Source organism: Pseudoalteromonas sp. SCSIO 43088 (genome assembly GCF_023650795.1).
In the GTDB taxonomy this organism is placed as follows: domain Bacteria; phylum Pseudomonadota; class Gammaproteobacteria; order Enterobacterales; family Alteromonadaceae; genus Pseudoalteromonas; species Pseudoalteromonas shioyasakiensis.
Genome location: NZ_CP072676.1, coordinates 332738 through 356336 on the forward strand (window position 1 = coordinate 332738; position 23599 = coordinate 356336).

Sequence of the window (23599 nt, forward strand, 5' to 3'; positions counted from 1 at the left end):
GATCACTAAACAACTACAACGGCTTTTTGCTTTTGAACTTTAGAAAACTCAAGGGCATCGTTGAGATTGTTAAATTCAAAGTCTGTAGGTTCTTCAACATTTAAAGTACCCGACGCAATGTCATTAAGGAGCTTTTCGCCATCACTTACAAGACGTTGCCATTGCTGTGTATCACCATAATCGTGTAATGCACCAAGGGCAATTTCATGATAAGAAATAGTGCGTGTGAATGGCTCATCGACTGGGGTTTCAATACGCCCTAAAATACTGATCACATGACCATTTGCTTGTAGGAGTGGCACTAACTTTTTAGCTTCTTCAGGGCCATTAGCATCAAAGAGTGCAAAGTAGCCACCCTCAGAAGGCGCGTCGCGTAATACTAACTTAACGCCAAGCTTTTCTGCTTGCTCTGAAGTTAAGCTTTTTGATAATGCATGAACTTCAAAGCCACTGTGGTTCAGCATTTGCGTCAGCAGTTTATTAACAGCTCCCATGCCGGTAACTAATACTTTTTCGCCTTTGCGTAGTGGTATTTTGCTAAAGGCTTGCCACGCAGTAAGCAGTGGGCAAGGCAATGCAGCAGCAACATTAGCAGCTAACTCTTTTGGTAATTGCATAACACGTTCAGCATAAAGAACCGAGTGCTTAGCAAAGCTGCCGTTTTCACTTAAGCTATGATGATAAGCGACTGTTTTACCAATTAGTTTGGTATCTACGCCATCGCCTACCTGCTCAACAACCCCAGCACCGTCTACGCCAGGTGTGTGTGTATCTGGCCAATTAATAGGATCAGCTTGAATAAACTTCCAATCAACTGGATTGATACCAATCGCAAGGTTACGAACTAAAATTTGCCCTGCTTTAAGTGCTGGTACAGCTTTTAATTCCAAAGCGAGCGCTTTATCAGCACCTTGAAATTGCCAAGCGCGAGTTGTTTTTACTTCATCATGATCCCAGTCAGGAGCAAAATCCGGGTTTGCTTGCCTGTCGCCGCAGCTAAGGGCATCAATTTGATTAATCTCGTCTTGGCTTAAGCTAAGCGAAAGGGCTTTTAAGTTGGTAGCCATATTTTCGCGTTTGGTCGATGACGGTATCGTCACCATGTCATGCGCTAATTCCCAAGCAATGACCACTTCAGCAGTGCTTACTTGGTGTTTGTTTGCAATCGCTTTAATGGTTGGATCTTTAAGTACTTTACCTACCGCAAATGGCATATAGCCGGTAACGAGAATGTCGTTTTGCGTACAAAAATCACGTACCTTTTGGTTGGTTAGGTAGGGGTGTACTTCTACTTGATTGGTAAATAACGCGCCTTTTGGCAAAATACTTAAGGCTTCTTCCATTTGTGCAATGGTAAAGTTTGAAACACCAATTTCTTTAGTCAAACCAAGCTCTTTTGCTGATTGTAACTCGGTTAAATACTCATCCATGCTTTCGCCATTGGCAGGGCTTGGCCAATGAATAAGCAGTAAATCGACGTAATCTAGTTGTAGTTTAGTCAGGCTCTCTTTTACGCTGTTAATAAAGTCCGTTTTATTTAACTTATCATTCCATACTTTGGTGGTAATAAATAACTCACCACGTGCAACACCACTGTCTTTAATCGCTCGGCCAACAGCTTCTTCATTACCGTATATTTGCGCGGTGTCGATGTGTCTAAAGCCCTCTTCAATAGCTGTTAGCACACTTTGATATGCAACTTCGTCTTGTAATCTAAATGTACCAAAACCCAGTTTTGGCATAATTGATTGTGACATCATAACTCCTTAATTATGGAACTTGGGCAAAACATGTTCGCCGATGTGCTTTAATGCCCATTCGATGGGTAATTCGTTACGTCTAAAGTGCAGGCCAATGTGATTCACACCGGCATTTTTCATTGCCTTTAGTTATGACATGAGTCCGTTAATGCTTGTTTCAACCCCTAAGAAGGGATGATTGAATAGCGATATTATTGCTAGGAAAGTCTTTGCGAAAAACAGCAGGGATAACAAAACACCTTTGTCATTTTTGCAAAGGTGTTTTAATCGTTATGAATTAGCTTCTTCTTTTGAAAGGGTAAAGTATGCGCGAGTGACTGGGTAGGCAATTTGTGAAATCAGTGCTGTGCCCCAAAGTAAGTTGCCAATGAGCGAAGGTACATGGGGTAAAATGAGAATGGTAACTAAAGCGAGTATAACGCCAAACATTCTTACTTTAGCTGTTGCAAAACGATGGGCTACGCGGTGTTCGATCATTAACTGGATCCACAATAAACTCAATAAGTAGCCTGCTAACCCTACACAGCCAATGACACCATATTTAAGTGGGTAAGGTTGCCAAAACCCAGCTTTCACTTCGCCGGCGAGTGCAACGCCAACCATAACTGCACATAACATTAAAAATAGGTGTGCTAACCACCAACTTACGAGTGTCCATTTATGCTGATTTTTAGGTTTACCATTGCCAACAAAGTCAAAGTAAATCCAGCATTGCACAAATACTGCAATACCGCCAAACATAAAGTTAGCTAGTACAGAGGGGTCGACTTTATAAATTCCTTTTTCTGATAAAGTAATCACCAATTTAAAGAAACCTTCGCCTACGACAATGAGCAGTAAAAGGGCAAAGCGCTCAGACATATGCCCAAGGCGTGGTAAAAAACGTTTATTTTCAAGTACACCAATTTTTGGAGCCATATATAAAACTTGGATAGCGGCAATCGCAGTGCCAAATACCCAATAACGATAGGGTGCAGGCATAAAAGCTGTGGTCGCAAAGATAATGGCAAGAGCAAAGTAGTTACGGCTCACAGTGCGTGCTAATTTTGTTGATTCGATCCCCAATTGATTGGTGCGATGAAATAAATACGCTGTAATAAGTCGGTTTGCGGCATAGGCCAATGCAAAATATGTCCAGCCTTTGTCAAGTACATGGGGAATAGAGGCTGCCATAACCATGGCGGTGACAATTTTGGCAGGCCATGATCAGCCGATGTTTTACATCGGTACTGACATAGAGTGAGTTAAAAACGCTGGAGTCAGCCCACGCGAACCATACGGTGATGAATAAACCTGCAAAAGTAAGAAAACCACTTAAATGTAAGTGGTCGCTTAAAAAATTACCTAGCAGAAAAATGATTACCACATGGATAAGGTCATAAAATAATTCAACCCAATGAACATGGTCATGTGAACTTTTTAAATCTAGGTGATGCTTAGGTAAGCGCCACATTGGGTGGTTTTCTAATGCCATAATTGATCCTACCTATTTCCTTTCGACAATAATTGCAGTGATGGTGGTTTCACCCTCATTTTTGACTTGATGAGTCCATGCGTCATGCCACATCACATAGCCATTTGGGATCTCGAGTGTTGTTTGTGACTCTTTAGTACTGATGGTCGCCTTACCACCTGTCTCAAAATAGACAGTTTCGGCATTATGCGTGTGCCAATTATCTTGCTCACCTGGTGCTAAAGTCATACGCAAAACAAGTACTTCACTGTTATCTAGCAATACTTCATAGTGATTAGGTGAAGCAATATGTGCATGGGGAAGCTGTGCTGAAAAAGCATGTGGTGAGCACATCATTATGCTCACCAAGCCAATCAGCAAAGTTGTAAATTTGCTCATGGCTACTCTCTACTTATGCATACCGCGAATTGGATAGTTATTTTTTGGGTCGCGTATCCAGCTAAGCCCACTTACCAAGGTTGCTAAATCAGGTCTTACAAATGGGTTATTAGAATAATCAACCACATGTACATTACCTTGCTCGTTAACCACAAACAGAGCAGGCTCTGCGAAAGGGTGATCTGTTTCTTGCGGTGAACGGGGATCAGATATGTAAGTACCTAATGCTTGCATTTGCTCTGAAGTCAAACCGTAAGCAAGTGGAAATGACACAGATAACTGCTCTAAATGCGCTTCTAACTGCTCTTTGCTATCGCCTGAAACAGCAATTAAATCAACACCCGTTTCTAATAGCGCAGCTTTGTACTGCTCGAGGCTATTTAAATAGCGAGTACATAAAGGGCAATGCTTACCACGATAAACAACAACAAGCTGCCAGCTTGCACCGTGTTGAGGTTGACCAAGAACAGCCTCTTCACCATTCAATAGTGCAGCACTAATACTAGGAAAAGCACTGCCCGGATGAAGTTTATTGCTATAAATAGATTCGTTACTCATGAGTGCTCCTTAAAAGTTCTCGTTTAAGTGTTTTTCAAAGCGCGCAAAGTCGCTGTCGATGTCTGCATTTTTCATCACGTCATAACAGGCGAAAGTAGGTAACGCTTGCATACCGAAAAACTTAAAGTTCATATGCATTGGGAAAACAAGGTCATCAACACTTTTACCTTCAAAAAAGTCAGTGGCATCTGCAAATGATTCTGCAGGTGCATTTAAAGTCAGCGACATCATATATTGAGTGTTATTTAAGGTTCCGCCTTTACCGTAATTGGCTTTTGGATTGTCTTGATGGCGACCATCACCATGGCAAAGCGCTCCACCCATGCCCGCGGTGTACACTTCATCCATGTATTTTTTGAATGACCAAGTCATGCCCATCCAATTAATAGGTGATTGCAAAAAGACGATATCTGCCCATTGATGGTTCTCAAGTTCAGTTTCTACATCAAATTCGTCTTGTGTATTAACCACACGAGTTTGATAGCCTTTTGCTTTAAAAAAAGCGTCGGCTTTTTCGATTAAAGCAGCATTTAACTTACCTTCAGAAAAAGGGTAATAGTGATGTGCGTTAAGAATTAATACGTTTTTCATAGTTGAGTATCCGTTTGCTAATTACTTTATCGTGTTCAAAATGTATTCTGTGGTATATAATAGTAACCTGGATTATTTAATCAACCAGTCACCTTTTTGTAACTAGTCTGAAAAATGCGAGGATGTTTTGGAAAGTTCAGTAGAAACAGATAGTAAGGGTAGAAAAAAAGTTTTAAATGCTTGCATGGAGCCGTGTGCAATTGAAAAAGGCATGCGTTTGATTGGCGGTAAATGGACGGGATCTATTATCTATCATTTAAAAGATGGCCCTGTGCGTTTTAATGATTTAACGCGTATGCTGGGTGGTGCAAGTAAAAAAATGATCGACCAACGTCTAAAAGAGCTTGAAAGTAGAGCGATGATCACCCGTCATGTTATTAGTACGCGTCCGATAGCGGTGACCTATGAGCTTACTGACTTTGGCCGCTCAGCACTGCATATACTCGATGAGTTACGGGTTTGGTCTGAATCAAATGAGATTTAATTAGCTTAGAAAGGGCAGGGAATGCATAAGGCACAATTTGGAGAGGTTGAATCAATTAAAAAGCCACCTCATTATGAGGCGATTCATCAACTTGCGCTTGATATTGTTAATGCTCCAAATAAACAACAAGAGTGGGCGGCGTACAATAAAATAAAAGAAATATGCGACAAGTTTGCAGGCACACCGCTTGATCATCCGTTTCAATGGGAAACACTCGCTGACTTTACCTATCAAAAGCCAGAAGTTGCACTTAGCTATTATTTCAAAGCGCTAAAGCTAGCAATGTTACTCGAACTAGAGGATTATTTAGCGTCGATTAATTTGGCGATTGCAGAGAATTACCTAGAGAAAGCTGATAAGGCCCAAGCGCTAAACTTTGCCAATACAGCTTTAACTTTCGCGGAACAAGCAGCAGATGATGAATTACAGTTAGAAATTAACGAACTGATTCTCGAAGCTAACTCCTTGCCATAAAATTATTTATAAAAAAGCCAGCGCTATGCACTGGCGTTTATCAATTATGGAAAAGAATAGCGCACAATCCGTTTTACAACAGAAAAGTACTGGCGAAAGAAGCCGCCGGTATTGTAGTGAATACCGTGCTCTTTAAAGATAGCTTGCACCTTAGGGGCAATTTCGCGGTAGCGTTTTGCGGGTAAATCAGGGAATAAGTGATGCTCTATTTGATAGCTCAAGTGCCCAGTCATTACATGAAACAGGTTACCCCCTTTGATATTTGATGAACCCAACGCTTGGCGGTAATACCACTGACCTTGTGATTCATTTTCGCAGTCTTGCTGGTTAAATGTTTCAACTTCACCGGTAAAATGCCCGCAAAAGATAATGGTTGAGGTCCACAGGTTACGTAATAAATTAGCCGCTAGGTTGCCCGCCAAAACCCACAAAAATAGAGGCCCAGCAAGCAACGGAAAGAACAGGTAGTCTTTCACTAGCTGGCGTGCACCTTTACTAAAAAAGCGCTTTTTCAGTTCGCTGTGCGGTACTTTGTAATCGCGGTCATCTTTTTTCTTGCCAAAAAATACTCGCTCGGCTGCCATTTCATGGTACGACACACCCCATTGAAACAGCACACTGAGCAATAAGTAAGTGACAAATTGCCACAGGTTTTTTACTCGCCAACGAAAGTCATTCGATAAGCGCAGTAATCCATAACCGAAGTCGCGATCTTTACCAATAATATTGGTATAGGTGTGGTGCTCGTAGTTGTGAACGCGGTTCCAACTAGCCCCATCGCACGCTATATCCCACTCGTAAGACTTTGAATTTATGTATTTATCATTCATCCAGTCGTATTGGCCATGCATCACATTGTGGCCAATTTCCATGTTATCGAGGATTTTTTGCTGTGGCTAAACTAAGCACACCCACGAGCCATAAAACAGGCTGGAATAAAGCCTAGCATTAATAAAATTCGGCCACTCCATTCAAACACTCGCTGGCAAACAATAACGCGGCGAATGTATTTCGCGTCTTGGCTCACCGAGCCTTGATTTTACATCTGCTTTAACACTATCGAGTTGAGCTGCTTAATTTTTCAAAATTGACTGTTTTTGTTGTCTTCATGCTGATAACTCCACGTCACTGACTGGTTGCGATATACAAAGTTGAATTAACTGCTCTGAGCTATCAGAGAGCTCACCGGTGCGAATATCACGTACGATGCCTTGCTTTTTAACGCATTGGCATTGATGGCAAATTCCCATACCACAGCCAACTGTTACAGGTTGCTTATTCGCTTGTAAGTGGGACAGTAAGGTTTGTTGGTTATCAATAGTGAATGTTTTGCCCTGATGATGGAGTGTTAATTCGTGCTTATCAGAGGTTGCTAAAACAGCAGGGACTGCACTGAAATGCTCACTGTCGATAGGCGTATCTAATTGCTTAGCTAAAGCGGCTGCTTGCTTATACAAAGCAGCTGGGCCGCACACTAACCAGTGTTTATGCGCATTTGTTGTCAGCCATGTCCGTCGCATCGCCATCTTTGTTGCGCTCAAGTAAGTGATAATCAAAATTGCTCAGTGATTGCTTTAGTTGCTCAAGCTCATCTTTAAGCCAGTGGCTGTTCGGCTTTGGCATAGTAAAAGCAGGGTTATAGTGTGTTTGCTATCTGCAGGTAAAGATTTTAAGCATGGCTATAAATGGCGTAATGCCTGAGCCACCGGCAAGCATGATTAAAGAGGCGCGCGGTATTTGGTATAACAAACTGGCCTTTAGGCTCAGAAATATTAAGCCATTGCCCTGGCCTCAAATTTATTAGCTTTGATGTAAATGCGCCGAACTCTTGGCTGCGGATCAATAAACGAATTTGTCGCTTCTGCCTTGCCAATTGTGGTTCTCTTGCGATGGTAAATACACGCGTTAGCATTCGACCATTCGTTTGGATTGTTAACGCAATGTGCTGGCCTGCTTGATGAACTGGCCATGATTTTTCTGGCTCAATAATCAACTCAACGCATTGTTCAGCAAACACCTGTACATGTTTTACTTGTGCACGAAAATAGCCTTCGCGCCAACCTGGTTTAAAGCACTGAAGCACAGGCTCCCAGTATCCTGCCCATGACTGATGATGCAATAAATGTTTTGATAATGAATTTAATAACGCTCTCATTTTTCGCCTTTAGCTTACAAGTGTACGCCCATTTGGCGCACAAGTGTAAGCTGAAAAGTGATAATTGCAAGCCTAATTTGAGTATTAGCTCTAAATTAAAAGGGCTTAACCTTGCTTTTAGGGGGTTATATTTAATGAAAAAAGAATGGATTAATTTTCTTTTTTTTATTTAATTCAAGGTTATATGTTTATTTTGTTTAGTTTTAATTGCCATGCATCTAGGGGAGGGAGTTTTGAGCTCTTTTACAAGAAGTATTAAAAGGGCTTGTTAATTTCGGCTAATAATTAAAAATAGCTTTAGCCTTTTTGCTCTGAAGCTCTGCCAACGGCTCTAGTGGCAAAGCTTAATTTACAGTTCGAGGTGTAATATGGGGATATTCGTTGGTTTGTGAGCCAATTTAACCTAGTTAATTCCTAAGCAAACATTATCCCATCTGAATCTTGTTTAAAGTTATTCTGACTTTCAACTTTACGCCACACTTTTTCGTGAAAGTAAAACGCAACAGTGTTTACAGCTGGCTCAACAATAGCAACCAAGCCACCAATTAAAAAACTACCTGTTAAAAAATAAGTCACTGTAAAAGCGATTGCGAAGTGCATCATTGCAAAAGTAACTGTCTTAATCATTTTGAATACCCTAACTCTCATAATTTGATGAGTTTAGTATTGCTCATTATTTTCAGTCTTTAAAATGGAATAAAAAGATTGTATTGATTGGTTAAATAGAATGGCTGTGTGTCAGTGTTGCTTGTTAGTTTTCAACTCAATATGCGCTCCTGACGAAGACGTTTAGAGCAGTTCGCAAATTTACTTCTCTAATGTGGTAATGCGAAAGCGTATTGCCAATGATAATGTAAGGCTCTGAACTAGAAAAAGTGATCTTTTATAATCATCGAGCAGTAAATAAGCTCTTTGTAAACTATGTTTGGAGCTTAGAGTTAACTTACATGGTTTCTAACTTCTCTTTGTACCCATTCATCTTAAATGTACTATTAATAACCAATTATATTTGTATGATGATAAAAATTACTCAAATCTTGAGTTCATAATCCAAAGGAACATACCTAATGTGGTTTACTAATCGCAAACTGTTATCCGAAAATATTTATTTAAAAGAGCAGGCTGCTGAATACGAAAATATAAAGCATGAGCTCAAAGAAGAGATGTTGTATTTTCTGCTGAACAAAAATAGCACCATCATTGAAGTAAATGAGCGATTTGCAGCAGCGCTAGACCTTCAAGCGAATGATCTAGTTGGTAAAAACTTAAATGATTTGCTCTTAAAAAAATCAATTAATAAACCCCACACACAAAAATTACTCTCGGCAATAAATAAGTTAAACCATTGGCACGGCGCCTTACAATTACAAACTAATACAGGTCGTGAACTGTGGCTCAGGAGCATTTTACAACCAATAAATGGCGAACTTGCCGTGTATTCAGCTGAACTGACAAGAACTATATCTCAATCAAGAGAGAAAGAAGATATGCTTACTGCTCTCAGTCGCTCTTCTGCTGTGATTGAATTTAGCCTGGATGGCATAATACTCAATGCTAACGATAACTTTTTGAAAGCCATGGGGTACTCTCAAAATCAAATATTAGGAAAGCACCACAGCATGTTTTGTGATCCACATGAAGTTGAATCGAGTGCTTATAAACAGTTTTGGTCTGAGCTGAAGCAAGGGCGCTTTATTTCAGACCGTTTTAAAAGGATTGATAGCCACGGTAATGAGGTATGGCTTGAAGCCTCATATAACCCAATTCATGACGACAATGGTGATTTATATAAAGTTGCTAAGTTCGCGACTGTCATTACAGAACAAATGAAAAGAGAGCAAGCAATCTCACAGACTGCAGAGATTGCTTACGATATTTCAAAGCAAACAGACGCAGATGCAGAAAACGGTTTAGAAGTTGTTAAGCAAACAATATCAACGATGAAAGCCCTCTCTAAGAAACTCGAAACAGCCAGTGAAGGTATCAATAAATTAGATGTACAGTCAGCTAAAGTAGCTGACTTGGTCGATAGTATTAAAGGTATTGCAGACCAAACTAATCTTCTTGCTCTCAATGCTGCAATAGAAGCTGCAAGAGCTGGAGAGCAAGGACGCGGTTTTTCTGTTGTGGCTGATGAAGTGAGGCAGCTTGCTTCAAGAACGAGTGCCGCTACTGAGCAGATAATAGGTGTCGTGACGGAAAATAAAGTACTAACACAAGATGCGGTAACTCAAATTGAATCTAGTCTAGTAGAAGCAAAAGATGCATTAGAGTTATCTAATAGCGCAGGAAGTGTAATCGATGATATTCAAAAAGGTGCTAAAGAAGTGGTTGAGGCCGTCAGTCAATTTAAAACGAATCTTTAGTAAAGGGTTATCGAATAAAGGAGTAGTTGTTCAGGGGAAGATCACTATAAAATTATATTCACATGAAGGTTTAGGGTGTCTAATCAATGTATAAAAGGATTTTGAAAGGACTCTTGTTTGGCATATTAGGCTACACAAGTACTATGTTTGGAATGTCATATAGAAGTAGTGAGCAGTTCATTTTAGCTCAAAAACGCTGCTTAAATGGCATCTTAGAGTCTTGTTTATCAGATAGTGATAAAGCCACACTACTTGCTAGTTGGTCACCTTATAATTTGTACTATTTAATTGTTTTAATCATTAGCTTTGCAATACTAATATTGCTAGATGACATAATGAAATTTGTGTCACTTGCATATAGCAAGGCAAATCAAAAGCGCTGACAAAACCAGTTGCTTTGTTCTTGCCTGACAAACCGCATGTCACAAAGACTTGAATATCACGTAACTTAAGGAATCTGAACATGGATGACCCTATTGAGAACTTAGATAAAATCGATATCGTTGGAGAAAGAAAAGATGGTGGTGTCGATTTGGTTATTGTATTGTCAAGTGCACTAAGGGATTGTGAGTATCACGAACAACTTCTGAAAACTAAGATTCAAGGCTATACGGATACCATCTTCTCCGATGAGTGGATATCCAAGTATGGTCAGGGTAATAGCGATATTTATATCAAAGCTCAAGTAATGCCTGAGCAAGAAATTATTAATCTAATAGGTGCAATTAAAAAACACCTAAAGGAATTCAATATTGATTTGTGGTTGGAAGTTGCATAACAAATTAAAGCTGCCTATTGCTATAGCCTTTTCGTATTCCGAATAAGCAGAAAAATATGTAACTCGCACGATTAAATTCTTATGCATCTATGGACAGACCAAATGGACGCAGACATTGAACTTAATATCAGCTTCAGATTCTTGGCTCTTTCAGGAGAGTTAGTAAGCGAAGCTAAATTAAGCCTTAAAGTCTCTTCAGTGCTGATATAACAACTAAAGAGTATAAACGTAGTTGCTTTAAATCACCATTTGGGTAAAAGTAGCCCCAAGAATCTAATAAACAAGGACAAAAAACAGTTTGCTGTTTTGGCTCCTCAACATTTAGCAAACAATTTTTAGCCCCTTATCGGCGCGTTGATACTTATGGAAGATTTCTGCACTTGCCTCGAAAATTAAAGTTTGTAACTGCAATATCACAGATGACTGAAAATGGTGCTTCCATTTATGGTGGTTTTAATCATTTCAGAGGTGAGGCTATATTCACGTCCACTTTGAATACCTGTTATTTCGAAGACAAAACTCTCGTAAAGGTCAAAGGCGGGGGGGTAAATGGTAGCAACTATAAATGCTCTAGTACTGGTGAGTTTTACAGAGTAATGAAATTTGATAGGTTGTACTAAACACGTACTTAACAAAAAAATTATGCCGCCCGCAAGCTGATTAGGACACAAGGAAAGTATGAAGATTGTTTTTAAGTTTATTGGATTGATTTGGACTATTTCTTTCCTTTCGTTTTTTGTTCTATTCATCTACGTGGGAAGTGGAGGTGAAATACCTCCTTTAGTTCAAGAGTATGTGATCTACTCTCAGACAGTTTTATCGTCTTTTCTCACTTCAAACTGGTTTTATGTTGTTTTTGTAGTTGGTTGGTTTGGAGTTTGTTATGGACTAGGAAAAGAAAGTGGCTGGCAAAACTTAGCTAAAAGATACAGAAAAAATAATGACTGGGGTTTAGAAGAAAGCTTCCGAATTGGAAGTGGGTATATTGGTAAAATACGACATAACGGAATCTTAAAGGTTGCAGCAAATAACAGGGGGCTTTATTTAAGAGTGCTTTTTCCCTTTAAGTTTGGTCATAATAACCTGTTTATTCCCTGGCAAGAAATCTCGGCTGTTACATTAGAAAGTGGTTTGTTTTCAGAAAATACTCCGAGCTTTCTCAAGCGTATGGCTAAACCAGTTTCAAAAACTGAGTACTTAAATATTCAACTACATGAGTTCCCAAAAGCAGCGTTTAACTATTCAAAGTTCTGAACAATTAATTCGCTATATTCCAAAAACCTTGAGAGATAGCGCAGAGCAAGCGGTTAAAAAATAACCTCTTTAGTCGCTCATTAGTGCTCGTTGGGAAACAAACACGCAGGCTCCCTTCGCTCCCTTTCGTATTATAGCCTGCGTATTTGTGCCCCAAGTGGGTGTTATGTATTTAGGAGTATCAATTGGCAAATCGTTCTTATCTATTTTCATCTAATATAAAACCTAATGATAGTAACTCACTAGTATTAACTGGTTTGTCTGAATGGAATTCAGAAATCCCTTTTCTATATAAAATACTTTTTTCAGGAGGGAAAGCTGAGGAATGTGAATCTTTAATCTGGAATTTAGATGAACCTCTAGCACTATCTATCAGTTATGAAACAGCAATAAAAAATATTTGCTATTTTAACGAAATTGTTTCATCTGTTTATGAATCAGATGTAATTAAGTCAGCAATTAAGTTTTTATTAAAAGATGAAAATCGAGGTGAATTTTTATTTTTAGAACCCTATGAAATCTACCTTTTAAATGATGAAGTTGAGCTTGTACAGCAACGAGACCTCTTAGCTGAACTCCATTTGTTGGACGTAAAAAAAACTGCGGAAGATTTCATCCAGAGTAATCACAAAAAGAATAAAAAAAGCTTTAAATCAATTTTTAAGAAAAATTCGATAGATTTTAGGCAATTTGAAGAATCCCTTATTCTTTTGGGCTTTAACGAGTGGGGCAATCATTTATGCTACGCGCCTTATCCTCCTGAAGAAAAAGTTGATACACCCAGTTATGAATATTCTAAAATTGTTAAGTTTGAGCTCAGTAACCTTAATTCTTATGCTTGGTTCAAAAGTATTGAAATTAACAGAGATTCTAAGCAAGTTCATCTTGTAGAACATCGAAATAGACGAGAGTTTATAGCTTTATTAGTTGATGAAAATCGAGATGTAAATGACAGGCTGAATTTTAGGTTTAATATAGAGCCTAAAACAAAACATGATCTAATGCATGTTTTTAGTTTTAATGAAAGGCTTTGGAAAAGATGATGTATGGAGGCTAAGTTCTTCATCTTTAGAAAATAAAGATGGCGAGATTACCCTACGCTCTGTAAGTGAAATAGAAGAGTATTCTTTTAAAGAAAATACATAACAAGCCGCTAAATACTTATTTTCACTACCTGGCTAAAATTTATAAATTTTAGCCACTTCGCGCCTACAACAGGCTTGCGGAGCGTTACGATTAAATCCTCTATCGCACTTTTGTCCATAAACGAGCTATGCCCTTAAGACTCTGCCCATACCGAAAACTCATCTAGTCACCATAAAACCCCTCACTTATTTCATCACATAGCTTGGTTCGATAGATCCCTGTGCATTAGTTCTGTAATATCGCTCTTGGAGAATCTTAACTACTTTTAAACTTGATCTAGATCAAAGAAACTTCATTCGCAGCAATCTATATTACGCGGCTGCAATTTTCGCTGCTTTTTGAAATCTAGATTAGCTTTTAAAGGCAATACTCCATCATCGTGCTTAAAGGTGTGTCATGGCATTACTCATCAATAACAAATGTATTAACTGTGATATGTGTGATCCGGAGTGTCCGAATGAGGCTATATATATGGGCGCGAAGATATATCAAATAGACCCAAATAAATGCACTGAGTGTGTTGGGCATTACGATAACCCTACATGTGTTAGTGTGTGTCCTATTGATTGCATTAAGCCAGATCCAAATCATCGTGAAACTTTAGATGAGCTGGCTGAGAAATACGTTAAATTGACCTCTCAAGCTTCTTAGTTAAATCACTTTTCTTAATTCTTTTTGCTTATCTTAAAGTAGCGCCCTGCGATAATTGTTCTACAATTTTATGAACAACAACACGATAATAATCAGGGCGTTTTATGTGGTTTAGTAAATCCTTACAGGCTGAAATTGATGCGTTAAAAGCTGAGCTTTATCCGCTAAAAGATCTCACTTCGGGTATTGATGAAGAGATGTTGGTGCTTAGGCTGCGTGCTGATGGCACAATGGCCTATATTAACCAGAACTTTTTAGATGAATTAGGCTACTCGCACAACCAGCTAATTGACTCGCCCTTCCAAGATATTATTACTGAACAATCTCGAAATACTGACCAATTTAAAGACTTAAAAAACGCCATTGAAAATCAGCAGCATGGAGTAGGACACTTACAAATAACTCGCTATGATGGCAAGCTTGAGTGGCTTCGTTTGATTGCTCACCCGGTACACACAGAGCAAGGTGAACTTAATTACTTTGCTATTTACGGCACTGTGCTTACCGATGCCATTTCTACTTCTCGTGAACAGCGCGACACTATAAATGCCATCTATCGCTCGATGGCGGTTATTGAGTTTGACTTAGAGGGTAAGGTTATTAACGCAAATGAACCGTTTTTAGAGAGCATGGGTTATAAAAAAGAAGAGATAGTAGGTAAGCACCATAGTATGTTTTGTGAACCTGAACTGGCTGAGTCAGCTGAGTATGAGAAGTTTTGGCAGCGCTTAAGACGTGGTGAGTTTGTTGTTGATCGCTTTAAACGTGTTGACCGTCATGGCAATGAAGTGTGGCTTGAAGCTTCATACAACCCCATTTCAAATGATTTTGGTGAGCTTTACAAAGTGATGAAGTTTGCCACTGTGATCACTGAGCAAGTTAATCGTGAACAGGCAATTTCCCAAGCGGCCGAAATTGCGTATGGCACATCAACAGAGACTGATAGACTGGCTCAACAAGGGGCTGAGGTGTTACAAAACACCATGATGGTGATGAATGAATTAGCCCAGCAGATGGAGCAAGCAGCCCAAGAGATTTCAGCCCTTGATAAACAGTCACAGCAAATTGCAGCCATTGTGCAAAGTATAAGTAGCATTGCGGAGCAAACGAACTTGCTGGCGCTAAACGCAGCAATTGAAGCCGCTCGTGCCGGTGAGCAAGGTCGAGGTTTTGCGGTGGTTGCTGATGAAGTCAGACAGCTTGCTTCAAGAACCTCAAAAGCCACCGAAGAAATTGTTGAAGTGGTAAATAATAATCAGTCACTTACGCAAAATACAGTAAAGGTTATTGAGCAAGGTAAGGTGAAAGCTGAGCAAGGCGTGTCTTTATCAAATGAGTCTGGTCAAGTGATGGAAGACATACAACACGGTGCCCAGCAAGTGGTTGATGCAGTAGGGCAATTTGCTAACCAACTGAATCAGTAATCTTTTTCATACTAGGTTTTAAGCCGTGTAAACTATCTATGTTTATATTGGGTTTTACAATAACCACGGGATATATCTGGATGGCGTAGTTTTAGGTGTTTGGTTTGCCTACCTGATGCGCGTTTTCGCCAAAGTTTAAAACTCGAGCTTGTTAATTGCTCACGCATTAGCGCGATAACGCTTTTTTCATTTAAACCAAACTGTTGGTTTATTGCTTCAAACGGGGTTCTGTCTTCCCACGCCATCTCTATGATGCGTGATACTTCATGATCTAAATGCTGCATTTCGGCTCCTTTTTATAGCCTATACGTATTTGCAGCAGGTTTAGATTATAAGATATCGTGTTGCCAGTGCTCTGCTAAAAAGTCGATGAACGCTCTCACCACATTTTGTTGGAAGTTACGTGATAAATACACTGCCCACAAGTGAGAGCCTATAGTTGTATGCTCTGGCAGTACTTTTACAAGCTCACCTGATGCCAAATAGTCATTGGCGAGATCACATGGTAGGTGAGCTACCCCGATTCCTTGTTTTGCTGCTTTTAAAAGCACCCCCATATCGTTGGCAACAATGTTGCCCTTAACCGTGACTTTTTGTGTGTTGTCGTCGTGTTGAAATTGCCAAATAGTGTGTTTGTTATGAATAAGGCAATTATGTGCAGTTAAGTCATTTGGCTCATTAATCGGTGGGCTCGTAGCTAAATAGTCGTTTGATGCACACACTGCGGTTGCGATATACATTAGCTTACGGGCAATGAGTCCTTCATCGGGCTGGTGGATATAACGCAAAGCGATATCAACGCGGTCATCAACGAGCTGCGATAAACTATCAGAAAGTAACAGTTCAAAGCGCGTCTGTGGATGGCGCTTGGTAAACACTTCAATGGCATCAAACAGTTTATGTTGGCCAAGCCCGATCGGAGAGGCAACTCGAATGGTACCCACTAATTCGTTGTTATGGCTGTGTGCTCTGCTTTGTAAATCAGACACTTGATTTAATATTTGCTGGCAATAGCTAAGGGCTTCTTCGCCTTGAAATGTTAAACTCACTTTGCGTGTTGTGCGATGAAACAATCTTAAATTTAGCCACTTTTCTATATCTTGAATATGTCTAGAAACTTGTAATCGGCTTAAACCTAAATGCTCAGCGGCTTGAGTAAAGCTGCCTGTACGGGCAACTTCGACAAAGCTAGTAATTGAAGTGAGTTTATCCATTGGTATCTTAATATGAAACAATGTGTATCTATATAGTGTATTTATCAGTAATTAGTGAACAAGTAAACTGCAATCATTGAAACAAACAACGGAGAATTCCTTATGAAATTAGCAGTTATTGGCGCAACAGGTTGGATTGGCAGCCACATTACTTCAGAAGCAATCGCACGTGGTCATCAAGTAAATGCATTAGTTAGAGACGCAGGTAAAGTAACCCAAGATAACGTTACAGTGACTGAATTTGATTTAACTAAAGACGATATCGCAACTGCAGCTGCAGGTAGTGATGTTGTTATTGCTGCAATTGGTGGTCGTGCTTTAGGTAACCATAAAATTGTGGCAAATACAGCAAAACAATTACTAAACGCACTTGCAGGTACTAACACACGCATTCTATGGGTGGGCGGTGCAGGTAGCTTAGAAGTCGCACCCGGTGTAACACTAGTATCAAGCCCAGATTTTCCTGCTGAATACAAAGCAGAAGCCATAGCTCAAGGTGAAGCACTTGATGTATTTAGAGCATCAACAGCAGATACAGCTTGGACTTTTGTATCACCAGCTGCGGTCATTTACCCAGGTGAGTCAGAAGGCCCGTACCGTGTTGGTGGCGACAGCTTCTTTACTGATGCAAACGGCGAAAGCAAAATATCAGTCACTGATTATGCTAAAGCGATGCTTGATGAAGCACAATCGGCAGCTCATTTAAATCAACGTATTAGTATTGCTTACTAATAGCGAGCCTTTCTTCAGGCTCATAAAATGGTATTCTTTAGCGATGTGTTAAGTTACCTATTTAATTTATGAGCCTGTTATTTTCTATTGCACTTGCAACCATACCTGCCTTACCCGAACCCGTCGCGAACAATGCTGTTGCCAAAGTTGTTATTGATGAACAAGCCTACTTCCTAAGCTTTATGGGCTTGAGCTCAGGCAAAGCACATACCGATGTTCACAACAAAGTGTGGGTCCTTAAAGTGGGCGATAACGCGTGGCAAGCGGCTAAAGCCGTGCCAAGTACGTTGCCTCTTAGTGGCCGTTTGGCGAGTACCGCGGTGGGTGTGGGTAAGCATGCCTATGTATTTGGTGGGTATACCGTTAGCGCCGATCATCAAGAAATCTCTACACCCGATGTATATCGCTATGATGTGCTCTCTAATTCATATACGCAACTTGCCAATATGCCAGTGCCGGTGGATGACAGCGTGGCGCTTTCGTACCAGCAGCGTTATATCTATTTAGTCAGTGGTTGGCATAACGATGGCAATGTTAACCTTGTACAAGTGTATGATACGCAAACGGATACCTGGCAACAGGCTTCGCCATTTTTAGGTCAACCGGTGTTTGGCCAAGCGGCGGCAATTAGTGGAAACACCATATTGGTGTGTGATGGCGTTAAAACACAGGCGAATGCTGATAAGCGCCGTTCTTTCGCTGCGGTTGCACAGTGCTTAAAAGGTACGATTGATGCTGATAACCCATTAAAGATAGATTGGCGTACCGTGCCACACCCAACAGGTGTTGCCCATTACCGTATGGCAGCAACCAGTTTTAATGGCGACATTTATATGATGGGCGGCTCTGAGAACCCATATAACTACAATGGTATGGGGTACGATGGTAAACCAGCGCCAGCGAGTGATCATGTTTGGCGCTTTGATGTTGATAAAAACACGTGGCAAGTGATGCCAAAAGCCGGTACCGCGAGCATGGATCATCGAGGTTTATTAGAGCACCAAGGAAGTTTGTATCGTCTTGGTGGTATGGATAATAATCAACAAGTGACAGCCGATGCACTTGCTTACAAGGTAAAGTTATCTCTATGAATACACTCTATATTACAGGGGCGGGAGTGAGTGCCGCTAGCGGTATACCGACCTTTCGTGGCGAGGATGGTTATTGGACCATTGGCAGCAAAAATTATACGCCGATGGAAATGGCAACGCGTGCTATGTACGAAAATAATCCCCGCGAATTTTTAGCTTGGTATTATCATCGCTTTGCAACCTATCGCCATCACGGTCCCAATGAAGTGCATCATTGGTTGAGTGATAAAAATCTCATTACGCAAAATATCGATGGCCTTGATGGCAAAGCAGGTAACACCGATTTTATTGCTATTCATGGTCGCTTAGATCAAATGACACTGTTTCACCATCAAGGTGACGATGTGATGGCTTTTAACGCGCCGTGGGATAATGTCAACGAAGACAACCTCCACAACTCCTTGCTTGAGGTGTTCAATATTAATAATGAAAGCCCCAAGCTCAACGAGTCGTTTAAGCCTTACGTGTTGTTATTTGATGAATACTACACTGAGCTTTATCGAATCTCTGAGGCGCAACAGCGCATGCTTGATGCCGATAAAATCGTCTTTATTGGCACCTCGTTTAGCGTCAATATTACCCAAATGGCACTCGATATTGCTCGCAGTCAAGGCACGCCAATTGAAATAGTAGACCCAGATCCTACTCACGTATTTCATCCTAATGTGACATATCACAAGATGACAGCGCTTGAGTATGTTCAGCAGCAAGGATAAAAATAAGGCGCTTATATTAAGCGCCTTATTTGATTAATTTTCAGCTTTTGTTTCTGCGATGTTTAACCGCGCTTGTAAGGGATCCGGTAAAAACTCTGCAGTCCCTGATTTACTCATTTGCAGTATAAAAGATTCATCATTCTTATATGCTTGCCAAGTCGGTAAACCCGGGCCATTGGGGGTGCCTAGCTTAATAAAATTCGTCACATAACGGTGCATTATTTTAGCGGCTTGCTTATCTTGCTCAGTGGTGACATGACCATATTTCGCTGCCACAGTATTAAAAAAGTATGGAATTTCGCTGGCGTGCTCTGCACCTGGTTTATCTAAGGTTTGCGCCACATAACCAAAACGATACAAAAAGGCATCCTTACCCATATCTGTCACACGTTTTGCAACGAACCTTGCAGGCTCTTGCATTAAAGCATCTTGACCAACTTGGTAATTGAGTAAAGGCAATGGCGTTTCGCCGCTTGCATCGTAAGTCATTTTTGCTTGTGTACTGTGTGGAGCAAAACTTGCGAATAACGCCTCTTTAGAAGCAAAATTAGCAAAGCCTAAATCCATATCTGTTGTGCCAACCATGGTCGCAACATGGCTAAATGTGCCTTTACTCAAGCGCGCTTCTGTCGCCGAATTGATGATGGTGCCATCAATAATTGGCCCGCCAACGTAAGTAGACTCATCATTATTTTGTCGATTTAATGTGCTCAAATTTAGGTTATCAACCACGTCTTCGGCAGATAACTCACGCAGTGCAGCAAGGGCATTTTCATCACTGCCTAAAATGGTGTGTTGTTTGGCAAAGTTTTCGCCAATTTTTTCGGCGCTTAGCACAGTGTCATCATCACTACTAAGTGGCAACCGCTTAAATAGTTCTCGTCCGCCCGCTGACATAATAATCGCTTGCTGGAATAAGCCATTAGCAGCAGGGGTTTGCATCATTGCATGTACCGATGCGCCTCCTGCAGATTCACCCATTAGCGTTACTTTTGCAGCATCACCACCAAATTGAGCGATATTTTGTTTCACCCATTCAAGTGCCGCAATTTGATCCATCAAAGCGTAATTGCCCAGTGCATCGTTCTCAAAACGACTAAGGGCTGGGTGCGCAAAAAAGCCAAATCGGCCTAGGCGATAATTAAAGCTAACAAAAATAACCCCTTGTTTAGCAAAGCTTTCACCTGAGTAAACAGCGGGTGATGCGCCACCATTTACAAAGCCACCACCGTGTATCCATACCACAACGGGATAAGGAGCATCGCTGTGTTTAGTGGGTTTAAATACATTTAAATAAAGGCAATCTTCCGAAGGGGTTGTTGTAAGCGGTGCAGCGTCGGCTGCAAACGGTTTTTGCATACAGTCAGGCGCGTAATCGTTAAGTATTTTTACATCTTGCCACTTAGGCACAGGCTGCGGTGCTCGCCAGCGTAACTCTCCCACCGGAGCTGCTGCATACGGAATGCCTTTATAGGCAATAAAGCGACCTTCTTTTTGCCCTTGGATGAGCCCGCCAGTGACGGCGATTTGATCTGATTGAGGTTGTTCTTGGCAGCCTTGCAAAAATACGGCAGAGCCTAATAGAAAAGATGAGTAGAAAATCGATTTGAGAATACGCGAGGTCATAACAAAGCCTAGGCTGTTTGGGTAAGGCTTATAATATTATATATTTGCTCAATGTTTAAGAAGAAAGCGCTTTAGTGTTAGAACTGGCAGTTGGTTAACCTGTTAATCATTAAGAAAAAAGAACCATTTTGTAATTCTATTTCTTATGCTAGTGAGCTAATATTTATTTAACTACCCTAATAACTGGTGTTTCAATGTGGTTTAGTAAACATAAAGATCAACTCATTGATGCCTTGCAGCATGATGTTGATAAAAGTCAGCAATATTTAGCTGGGATCAGAGAAAATATTGCTTATATCGAATTTACACCAGATGGAACTGTTCTCGAAGCCAATGATTTGTTTTGTAAAACAATGAAAGTGCAAGCTGGGGATATTATTGGTCAGCATCATCGTAAGTTTTGTGCGCCTGAATATAGCAGCTCAAAAGAGTATCAAACGTTTTGGCAAGATATCGCTAGAGGCCAAGCAAAGTCAGGGGTTTTCTCGCGCATAAATGGTGCCGGCGAAGATATTTGGCTGCGTGCAACCTATTTTCCTGTTCGCGGTGATGATGGCAAGGTGCGCTGTGCAATTAAGTTCGCTTCAGAAATTACTAAAGAAGTCGAGAAACTTGATGAAATGTCGGCAATCTATGATGCCGTTAATAAAAGCACTGCGATGATCCGCTTTACGCCGGATGGTCATATTATTTCTGCGAATGATAATTTCTTAAATGTTGTAGGTTACAGTCTTGCTGAAATCCAAGGTCAGCATCACAAACTGTTTTGTTATGACGACTTTTATCAAAAGAACCCCAACTTTTGGCAAGAGCTTTCTAACGGGCGCATTTTCTCTGGGCAATTTTCTCGTAAAAAACGTGATGGCAGCCCGCTTTACTTAGAGGCAACCTATAACCCTATTTTTAATAAACAGGGTAAAGTGACGCAGATCATTAAGTTTGCATCTGATGTCACTGCCAGAGTTAACAGCACCGAAGAAGTTAAACATGCAGCTGAAAATGCCGGCCACACGTCTGAAGAAACCTCGCAAGTCGTGACTAATGGTCAGCAGCGAATTTTAAGTAGTGTTGCGTCATCAAAAAAAGTGAGCGAGCAGGTTCATCAAACTCGTGAACTGTCGGATGTTTTAGCGCAGCAGTCATCACAAATAGGTGAAATTGTAACCACCATTAATAGCATCGCAGAGCAAACAAACTTACTTGCCTTAAATGCAGCGATTGAAGCTGCCAGAGCCGGGGAGCATGGCCGCGGCTTTGCGGTGGTTGCCGATGAAGTAAGGAATTTATCGCAACGTACTTCTGTGTCGACCAGTGAAATATCAGGCCTGATTGGAAAGACGCAAGAAATCGCAGCAAAAATGACGGCTCTTATCGAAGAAATCGAAGCTCTGTCTGGTGAGTCTCAGCAAAATGTTGAAGAAGTCAGTATGATCATGGAAGACATTAAAACCGGTGCAGATAAAGTTGTGGATCAAATATCTGAAGTAATTATTCGTTACGATACACTCTAAACAACAAAAAGCCCGCACACAGTGCGGGCTTTTGATGGGGTATTCCAATATTATTCAGAAACAGTGAAAGACACGTCTAAGTCTTCACCCGATGTAACTGTAATTGGTTTTACTTGATAAAGCGTAAATGCTTCGTCTTGCGTTTCTACGTCATCGATGTGCGCTGCACAGGTATAAGCAAGTTGATAATCACCTGGTTGAATGAACGCAAGTTCAAATTCGTATTGGTTATCTTCGCTATCGAAAACAACATCCGCCGTTGCAAGAGGTGCATCTAATGGTGTTTCGTCTTCGTTAACTTCATAGTTGTCCATTGGCATTTCAACATCGCTGCTATATAAGTAAATAGCATGACCGAATGAGCCATCTTCTAGTGCGATATCGATATTATCAGTTTCACAGTTAGCGATAAGTACATCGCTTACAGTGCCTTCGATATCTTCAGATTCAGCAAGGTTTTCTAAGCGAACACCGCGTGGTTTTAAGAAGATCTCATCACTATTTTGTGGATCAACTAGTGACTTTTTAAGGTCAAATTCAATAACAAACTCGTTACCAGCTTGGTTTAGGGTAAAACCATCAAGTTGAATTTCACCGATACCATCGTTGCCTTTACGTTTAACAACCAGTGGTGCAATGCTGTCATCTTCGTAAACAACATGCGAAGTCATGGTTAAATCGTTTGTGTCACCATTGATGACATCTGCACGGATCCATTGATATTCACCCGCAGCTACTTCTTCATCTTCTAATAAAGAAAATACATCATCACCTGTGTAGTCTAATAAATTAACCATTTCAGGCATGGTTTCATCATCATCTTCACGGGTCTCAAAAGTGAACTCTTCACCACCTTGGGTTTTCAATGTGATTGAATCAAACACAACATTTACAGCTTTTAAACCTGTTACAGGTGCATCAGACACACCTAACGTGAACTGTGCAGTTTGCGGCTGAGGATCAACCGAATCGTTCTTGTCGTCATCTGAGCCACAACCAACAAGTGCAAATAAAACGGCGCTGCTAAGTAATGTAGTTTTAAAGTTCATCATTTCTTCCCTTTGTGTTCTAAAAATTTACAAATAGTTTAGTCACTAAAACTTAATGTAACTTGAATTGCTAATAATAAGTTTCGATTAACACCTTTGTACCTTTTATGTAACAACCTGAAAGCCACGACAAAATATAAATGCAAATTTACCGTGCTTATTAAGCA

26 protein-coding genes and 2 pseudogenes are annotated in these 23599 nt (G+C 40.5%); 12 read left to right on the forward strand and 16 right to left on the reverse strand.

Translation table 11 applies throughout. From position 1 onward, the window contains the following. Positions 1–5: 5 nt before the first annotated feature. From J8Z28_RS19280 to J8Z28_RS19310, 7 genes and pseudogenes are all read right to left on the reverse strand, one after another. Entirely contained in the window at positions 6–890 is an 885-nt protein-coding gene (locus J8Z28_RS19280; RefSeq protein ID WP_250660895.1) for an alcohol dehydrogenase catalytic domain-containing protein, read from the reverse strand. Positions 891–950: 60 nt separating this feature from the next. Beyond that, a pseudogene (dkgB, locus tag J8Z28_RS19285) lies at positions 951–1757 on the reverse strand (2,5-didehydrogluconate reductase DkgB); the annotation flags it as partial. A gap of 273 nt (positions 1758–2030) precedes the next feature. Next, positions 2031–2933 carry a low temperature requirement protein A gene (locus J8Z28_RS19290; protein WP_250660822.1) on the reverse strand — a complete coding sequence of 301 codons (903 nt, stop codon included), beginning with the start codon at positions 2931–2933 and terminating at the stop codon, positions 2031–2033. Then, on the reverse strand, positions 2905–3234 hold the full coding sequence (locus J8Z28_RS19295) for a low temperature requirement protein A (protein ID WP_250660823.1): 330 nt from the start codon (positions 3232–3234) through the stop codon (positions 2905–2907). The genes J8Z28_RS19290 and J8Z28_RS19295 overlap by 29 nt, the downstream gene beginning before the upstream one ends. A 12-nt stretch (positions 3235–3246) precedes the next feature. After that, on the reverse strand, positions 3247–3612 hold the full coding sequence (locus J8Z28_RS19300) for a cupin domain-containing protein (RefSeq protein WP_234003601.1): 366 nt from the start codon (positions 3610–3612) through the stop codon (positions 3247–3249). 9 nt (positions 3613–3621) lie between these two features. Next, positions 3622–4170 carry a redoxin domain-containing protein gene (locus J8Z28_RS19305; protein ID WP_250660824.1) on the reverse strand — a complete coding sequence of 183 codons (549 nt, stop codon included), beginning with the start codon at positions 4168–4170 and terminating at the stop codon, positions 3622–3624. A 9-nt stretch (positions 4171–4179) separates the two neighbouring features. After that, on the reverse strand, positions 4180–4761 hold the full coding sequence (locus tag J8Z28_RS19310) for an NAD(P)H-dependent oxidoreductase (protein WP_250660825.1): 582 nt from the start codon (positions 4759–4761) through the stop codon (positions 4180–4182). 127 nt (positions 4762–4888) lie between these two features. On the opposite strand from J8Z28_RS19310, the gene J8Z28_RS19315 reads away from it, so the two are divergent. Together J8Z28_RS19315 and J8Z28_RS19320 are read left to right on the forward strand one after the other, a co-directional pair. Beyond that, a complete protein-coding gene (locus J8Z28_RS19315) occupies positions 4889–5245 on the forward strand; it encodes a winged helix-turn-helix transcriptional regulator (RefSeq protein WP_054553546.1) in 357 nt (118 codons plus the stop codon). Positions 5246–5266: 21 nt separating this feature from the next. Next, positions 5267–5719: a hypothetical protein gene (locus J8Z28_RS19320; RefSeq protein WP_250660826.1), complete on the forward strand. Its 453-nt coding sequence runs from the start codon at positions 5267–5269 to the stop codon at positions 5717–5719. Positions 5720–5763: 44 nt separating this feature from the next. On the opposite strand, the pseudogene J8Z28_RS19325 reads toward J8Z28_RS19320, so the two are convergent. The 5 genes and pseudogenes from J8Z28_RS19325 to J8Z28_RS19345 form a co-directional block, all read right to left on the reverse strand. Continuing rightward, positions 5764–6829: pseudogene (locus J8Z28_RS19325) on the reverse strand (fatty acid desaturase family protein). Next, positions 6826–7239, reverse strand: coding sequence for a 2Fe-2S iron-sulfur cluster-binding protein (locus tag J8Z28_RS19330; protein WP_250660827.1), 414 nt, complete (start codon positions 7237–7239; stop codon positions 6826–6828). The pseudogene J8Z28_RS19325 and the gene J8Z28_RS19330 overlap by 4 nt, the downstream one beginning before the upstream one ends. Further along, positions 7205–7342: a hypothetical protein gene (locus J8Z28_RS19335; RefSeq protein ID WP_250660828.1), complete on the reverse strand. Its 138-nt coding sequence runs from the start codon at positions 7340–7342 to the stop codon at positions 7205–7207. Before J8Z28_RS19335 ends, J8Z28_RS19330 begins: the two co-directional genes overlap by 35 nt. A gap of 46 nt (positions 7343–7388) precedes the next feature. Further along, positions 7389–7874: an FAD-binding oxidoreductase gene (locus J8Z28_RS19340; protein WP_250660829.1), complete on the reverse strand. Its 486-nt coding sequence runs from the start codon at positions 7872–7874 to the stop codon at positions 7389–7391. A gap of 414 nt (positions 7875–8288) precedes the next feature. Next, the gene (locus J8Z28_RS19345; protein WP_175078744.1) at positions 8289–8501 is read right to left on the reverse strand and encodes a DUF2061 domain-containing protein; all 213 of its coding nucleotides are present in this window, start codon (positions 8499–8501) and stop codon (positions 8289–8291) included. 440 nt (positions 8502–8941) lie between these two features. Between J8Z28_RS19345 and J8Z28_RS19350 the strand changes: the two genes are divergently transcribed. The 6 genes from J8Z28_RS19350 to J8Z28_RS19375 all read left to right on the forward strand — a co-directional run bounded on the left by J8Z28_RS19350 (position 8942) and on the right by J8Z28_RS19375 (position 15493). Beyond that, positions 8942–10240: a PAS domain-containing methyl-accepting chemotaxis protein gene (locus J8Z28_RS19350; protein WP_062565836.1), complete on the forward strand. Its 1299-nt coding sequence runs from the start codon at positions 8942–8944 to the stop codon at positions 10238–10240. Between the two features lie 463 nt (positions 10241–10703). Then, complete coding sequence (locus J8Z28_RS19355; RefSeq protein ID WP_250660830.1) at positions 10704–11018, forward strand: DUF6572 domain-containing protein; 315 nt, start codon at positions 10704–10706, stop codon at positions 11016–11018. A gap of 678 nt (positions 11019–11696) precedes the next feature. Continuing rightward, positions 11697–12272 (forward strand): hypothetical protein, encoded by a 576-nt coding sequence (locus tag J8Z28_RS19360; RefSeq protein WP_250660831.1) that lies wholly within the window; start codon positions 11697–11699, stop codon positions 12270–12272. A gap of 185 nt (positions 12273–12457) precedes the next feature. After that, a complete protein-coding gene (locus tag J8Z28_RS19365; RefSeq protein WP_250660832.1) occupies positions 12458–13315 on the forward strand; it encodes a DUF7822 domain-containing protein in 858 nt (285 codons plus the stop codon). A gap of 499 nt (positions 13316–13814) precedes the next feature. After that, the gene (locus J8Z28_RS19370; RefSeq protein ID WP_054562570.1) at positions 13815–14069 is read left to right on the forward strand and encodes a YfhL family 4Fe-4S dicluster ferredoxin; all 255 of its coding nucleotides are present in this window, start codon (positions 13815–13817) and stop codon (positions 14067–14069) included. A gap of 104 nt (positions 14070–14173) precedes the next feature. Next, complete coding sequence (locus J8Z28_RS19375; protein WP_250660833.1) at positions 14174–15493, forward strand: methyl-accepting chemotaxis protein; 1320 nt, start codon at positions 14174–14176, stop codon at positions 15491–15493. A 32-nt stretch (positions 15494–15525) separates the two neighbouring features. Here the strand turns inward: J8Z28_RS19375 and J8Z28_RS19380 are convergent, their stop codons facing one another. Together J8Z28_RS19380 and J8Z28_RS19385 are read right to left on the reverse strand one after the other, a co-directional pair. After that, positions 15526–15777, reverse strand: coding sequence for a TIGR03643 family protein (locus J8Z28_RS19380; protein WP_250660834.1), 252 nt, complete (start codon positions 15775–15777; stop codon positions 15526–15528). Positions 15778–15822: 45 nt separating this feature from the next. Then, complete coding sequence (locus J8Z28_RS19385) at positions 15823–16707, reverse strand: LysR family transcriptional regulator (RefSeq protein ID WP_250660835.1); 885 nt, start codon at positions 16705–16707, stop codon at positions 15823–15825. 102 nt (positions 16708–16809) lie between these two features. On the opposite strand from J8Z28_RS19385, the gene J8Z28_RS19390 reads away from it, so the two are divergent. The 3 genes from J8Z28_RS19390 to J8Z28_RS19400 all read left to right on the forward strand — a co-directional run bounded on the left by J8Z28_RS19390 (position 16810) and on the right by J8Z28_RS19400 (position 19246). Further along, positions 16810–17439, forward strand: a complete 630-nt coding sequence (locus tag J8Z28_RS19390) for an NAD(P)-dependent oxidoreductase (RefSeq protein ID WP_250660836.1) — start codon at positions 16810–16812, stop codon at positions 17437–17439. A gap of 68 nt (positions 17440–17507) precedes the next feature. Continuing rightward, positions 17508–18530: a Kelch repeat-containing protein gene (locus J8Z28_RS19395; protein WP_250660837.1), complete on the forward strand. Its 1023-nt coding sequence runs from the start codon at positions 17508–17510 to the stop codon at positions 18528–18530. Further along, positions 18527–19246, forward strand: a complete 720-nt coding sequence (locus J8Z28_RS19400; protein WP_250660838.1) for an SIR2 family NAD-dependent protein deacylase — start codon at positions 18527–18529, stop codon at positions 19244–19246. Before J8Z28_RS19395 ends, J8Z28_RS19400 begins: the two co-directional genes overlap by 4 nt. Positions 19247–19279: 33 nt before the next feature. Here J8Z28_RS19400 and J8Z28_RS19405 read toward each other — a convergent pair whose 3' ends face one another. Then, positions 19280–20872, reverse strand: a complete 1593-nt coding sequence (locus J8Z28_RS19405) for a carboxylesterase/lipase family protein (RefSeq protein WP_250660839.1) — start codon at positions 20870–20872, stop codon at positions 19280–19282. A gap of 194 nt (positions 20873–21066) precedes the next feature. Between J8Z28_RS19405 and J8Z28_RS21880 the strand changes: the two genes are divergently transcribed. Further along, the gene (locus J8Z28_RS21880; protein WP_063530332.1) at positions 21067–22383 is read left to right on the forward strand and encodes a methyl-accepting chemotaxis protein; all 1317 of its coding nucleotides are present in this window, start codon (positions 21067–21069) and stop codon (positions 22381–22383) included. Between the two features lie 50 nt (positions 22384–22433). Here the strand turns inward: J8Z28_RS21880 and J8Z28_RS19420 are convergent, their stop codons facing one another. Next, positions 22434–23432 carry a DUF4382 domain-containing protein gene (locus J8Z28_RS19420; RefSeq protein WP_250660896.1) on the reverse strand — a complete coding sequence of 333 codons (999 nt, stop codon included), beginning with the start codon at positions 23430–23432 and terminating at the stop codon, positions 22434–22436. Positions 23433–23599 lie beyond the last annotated feature (167 nt).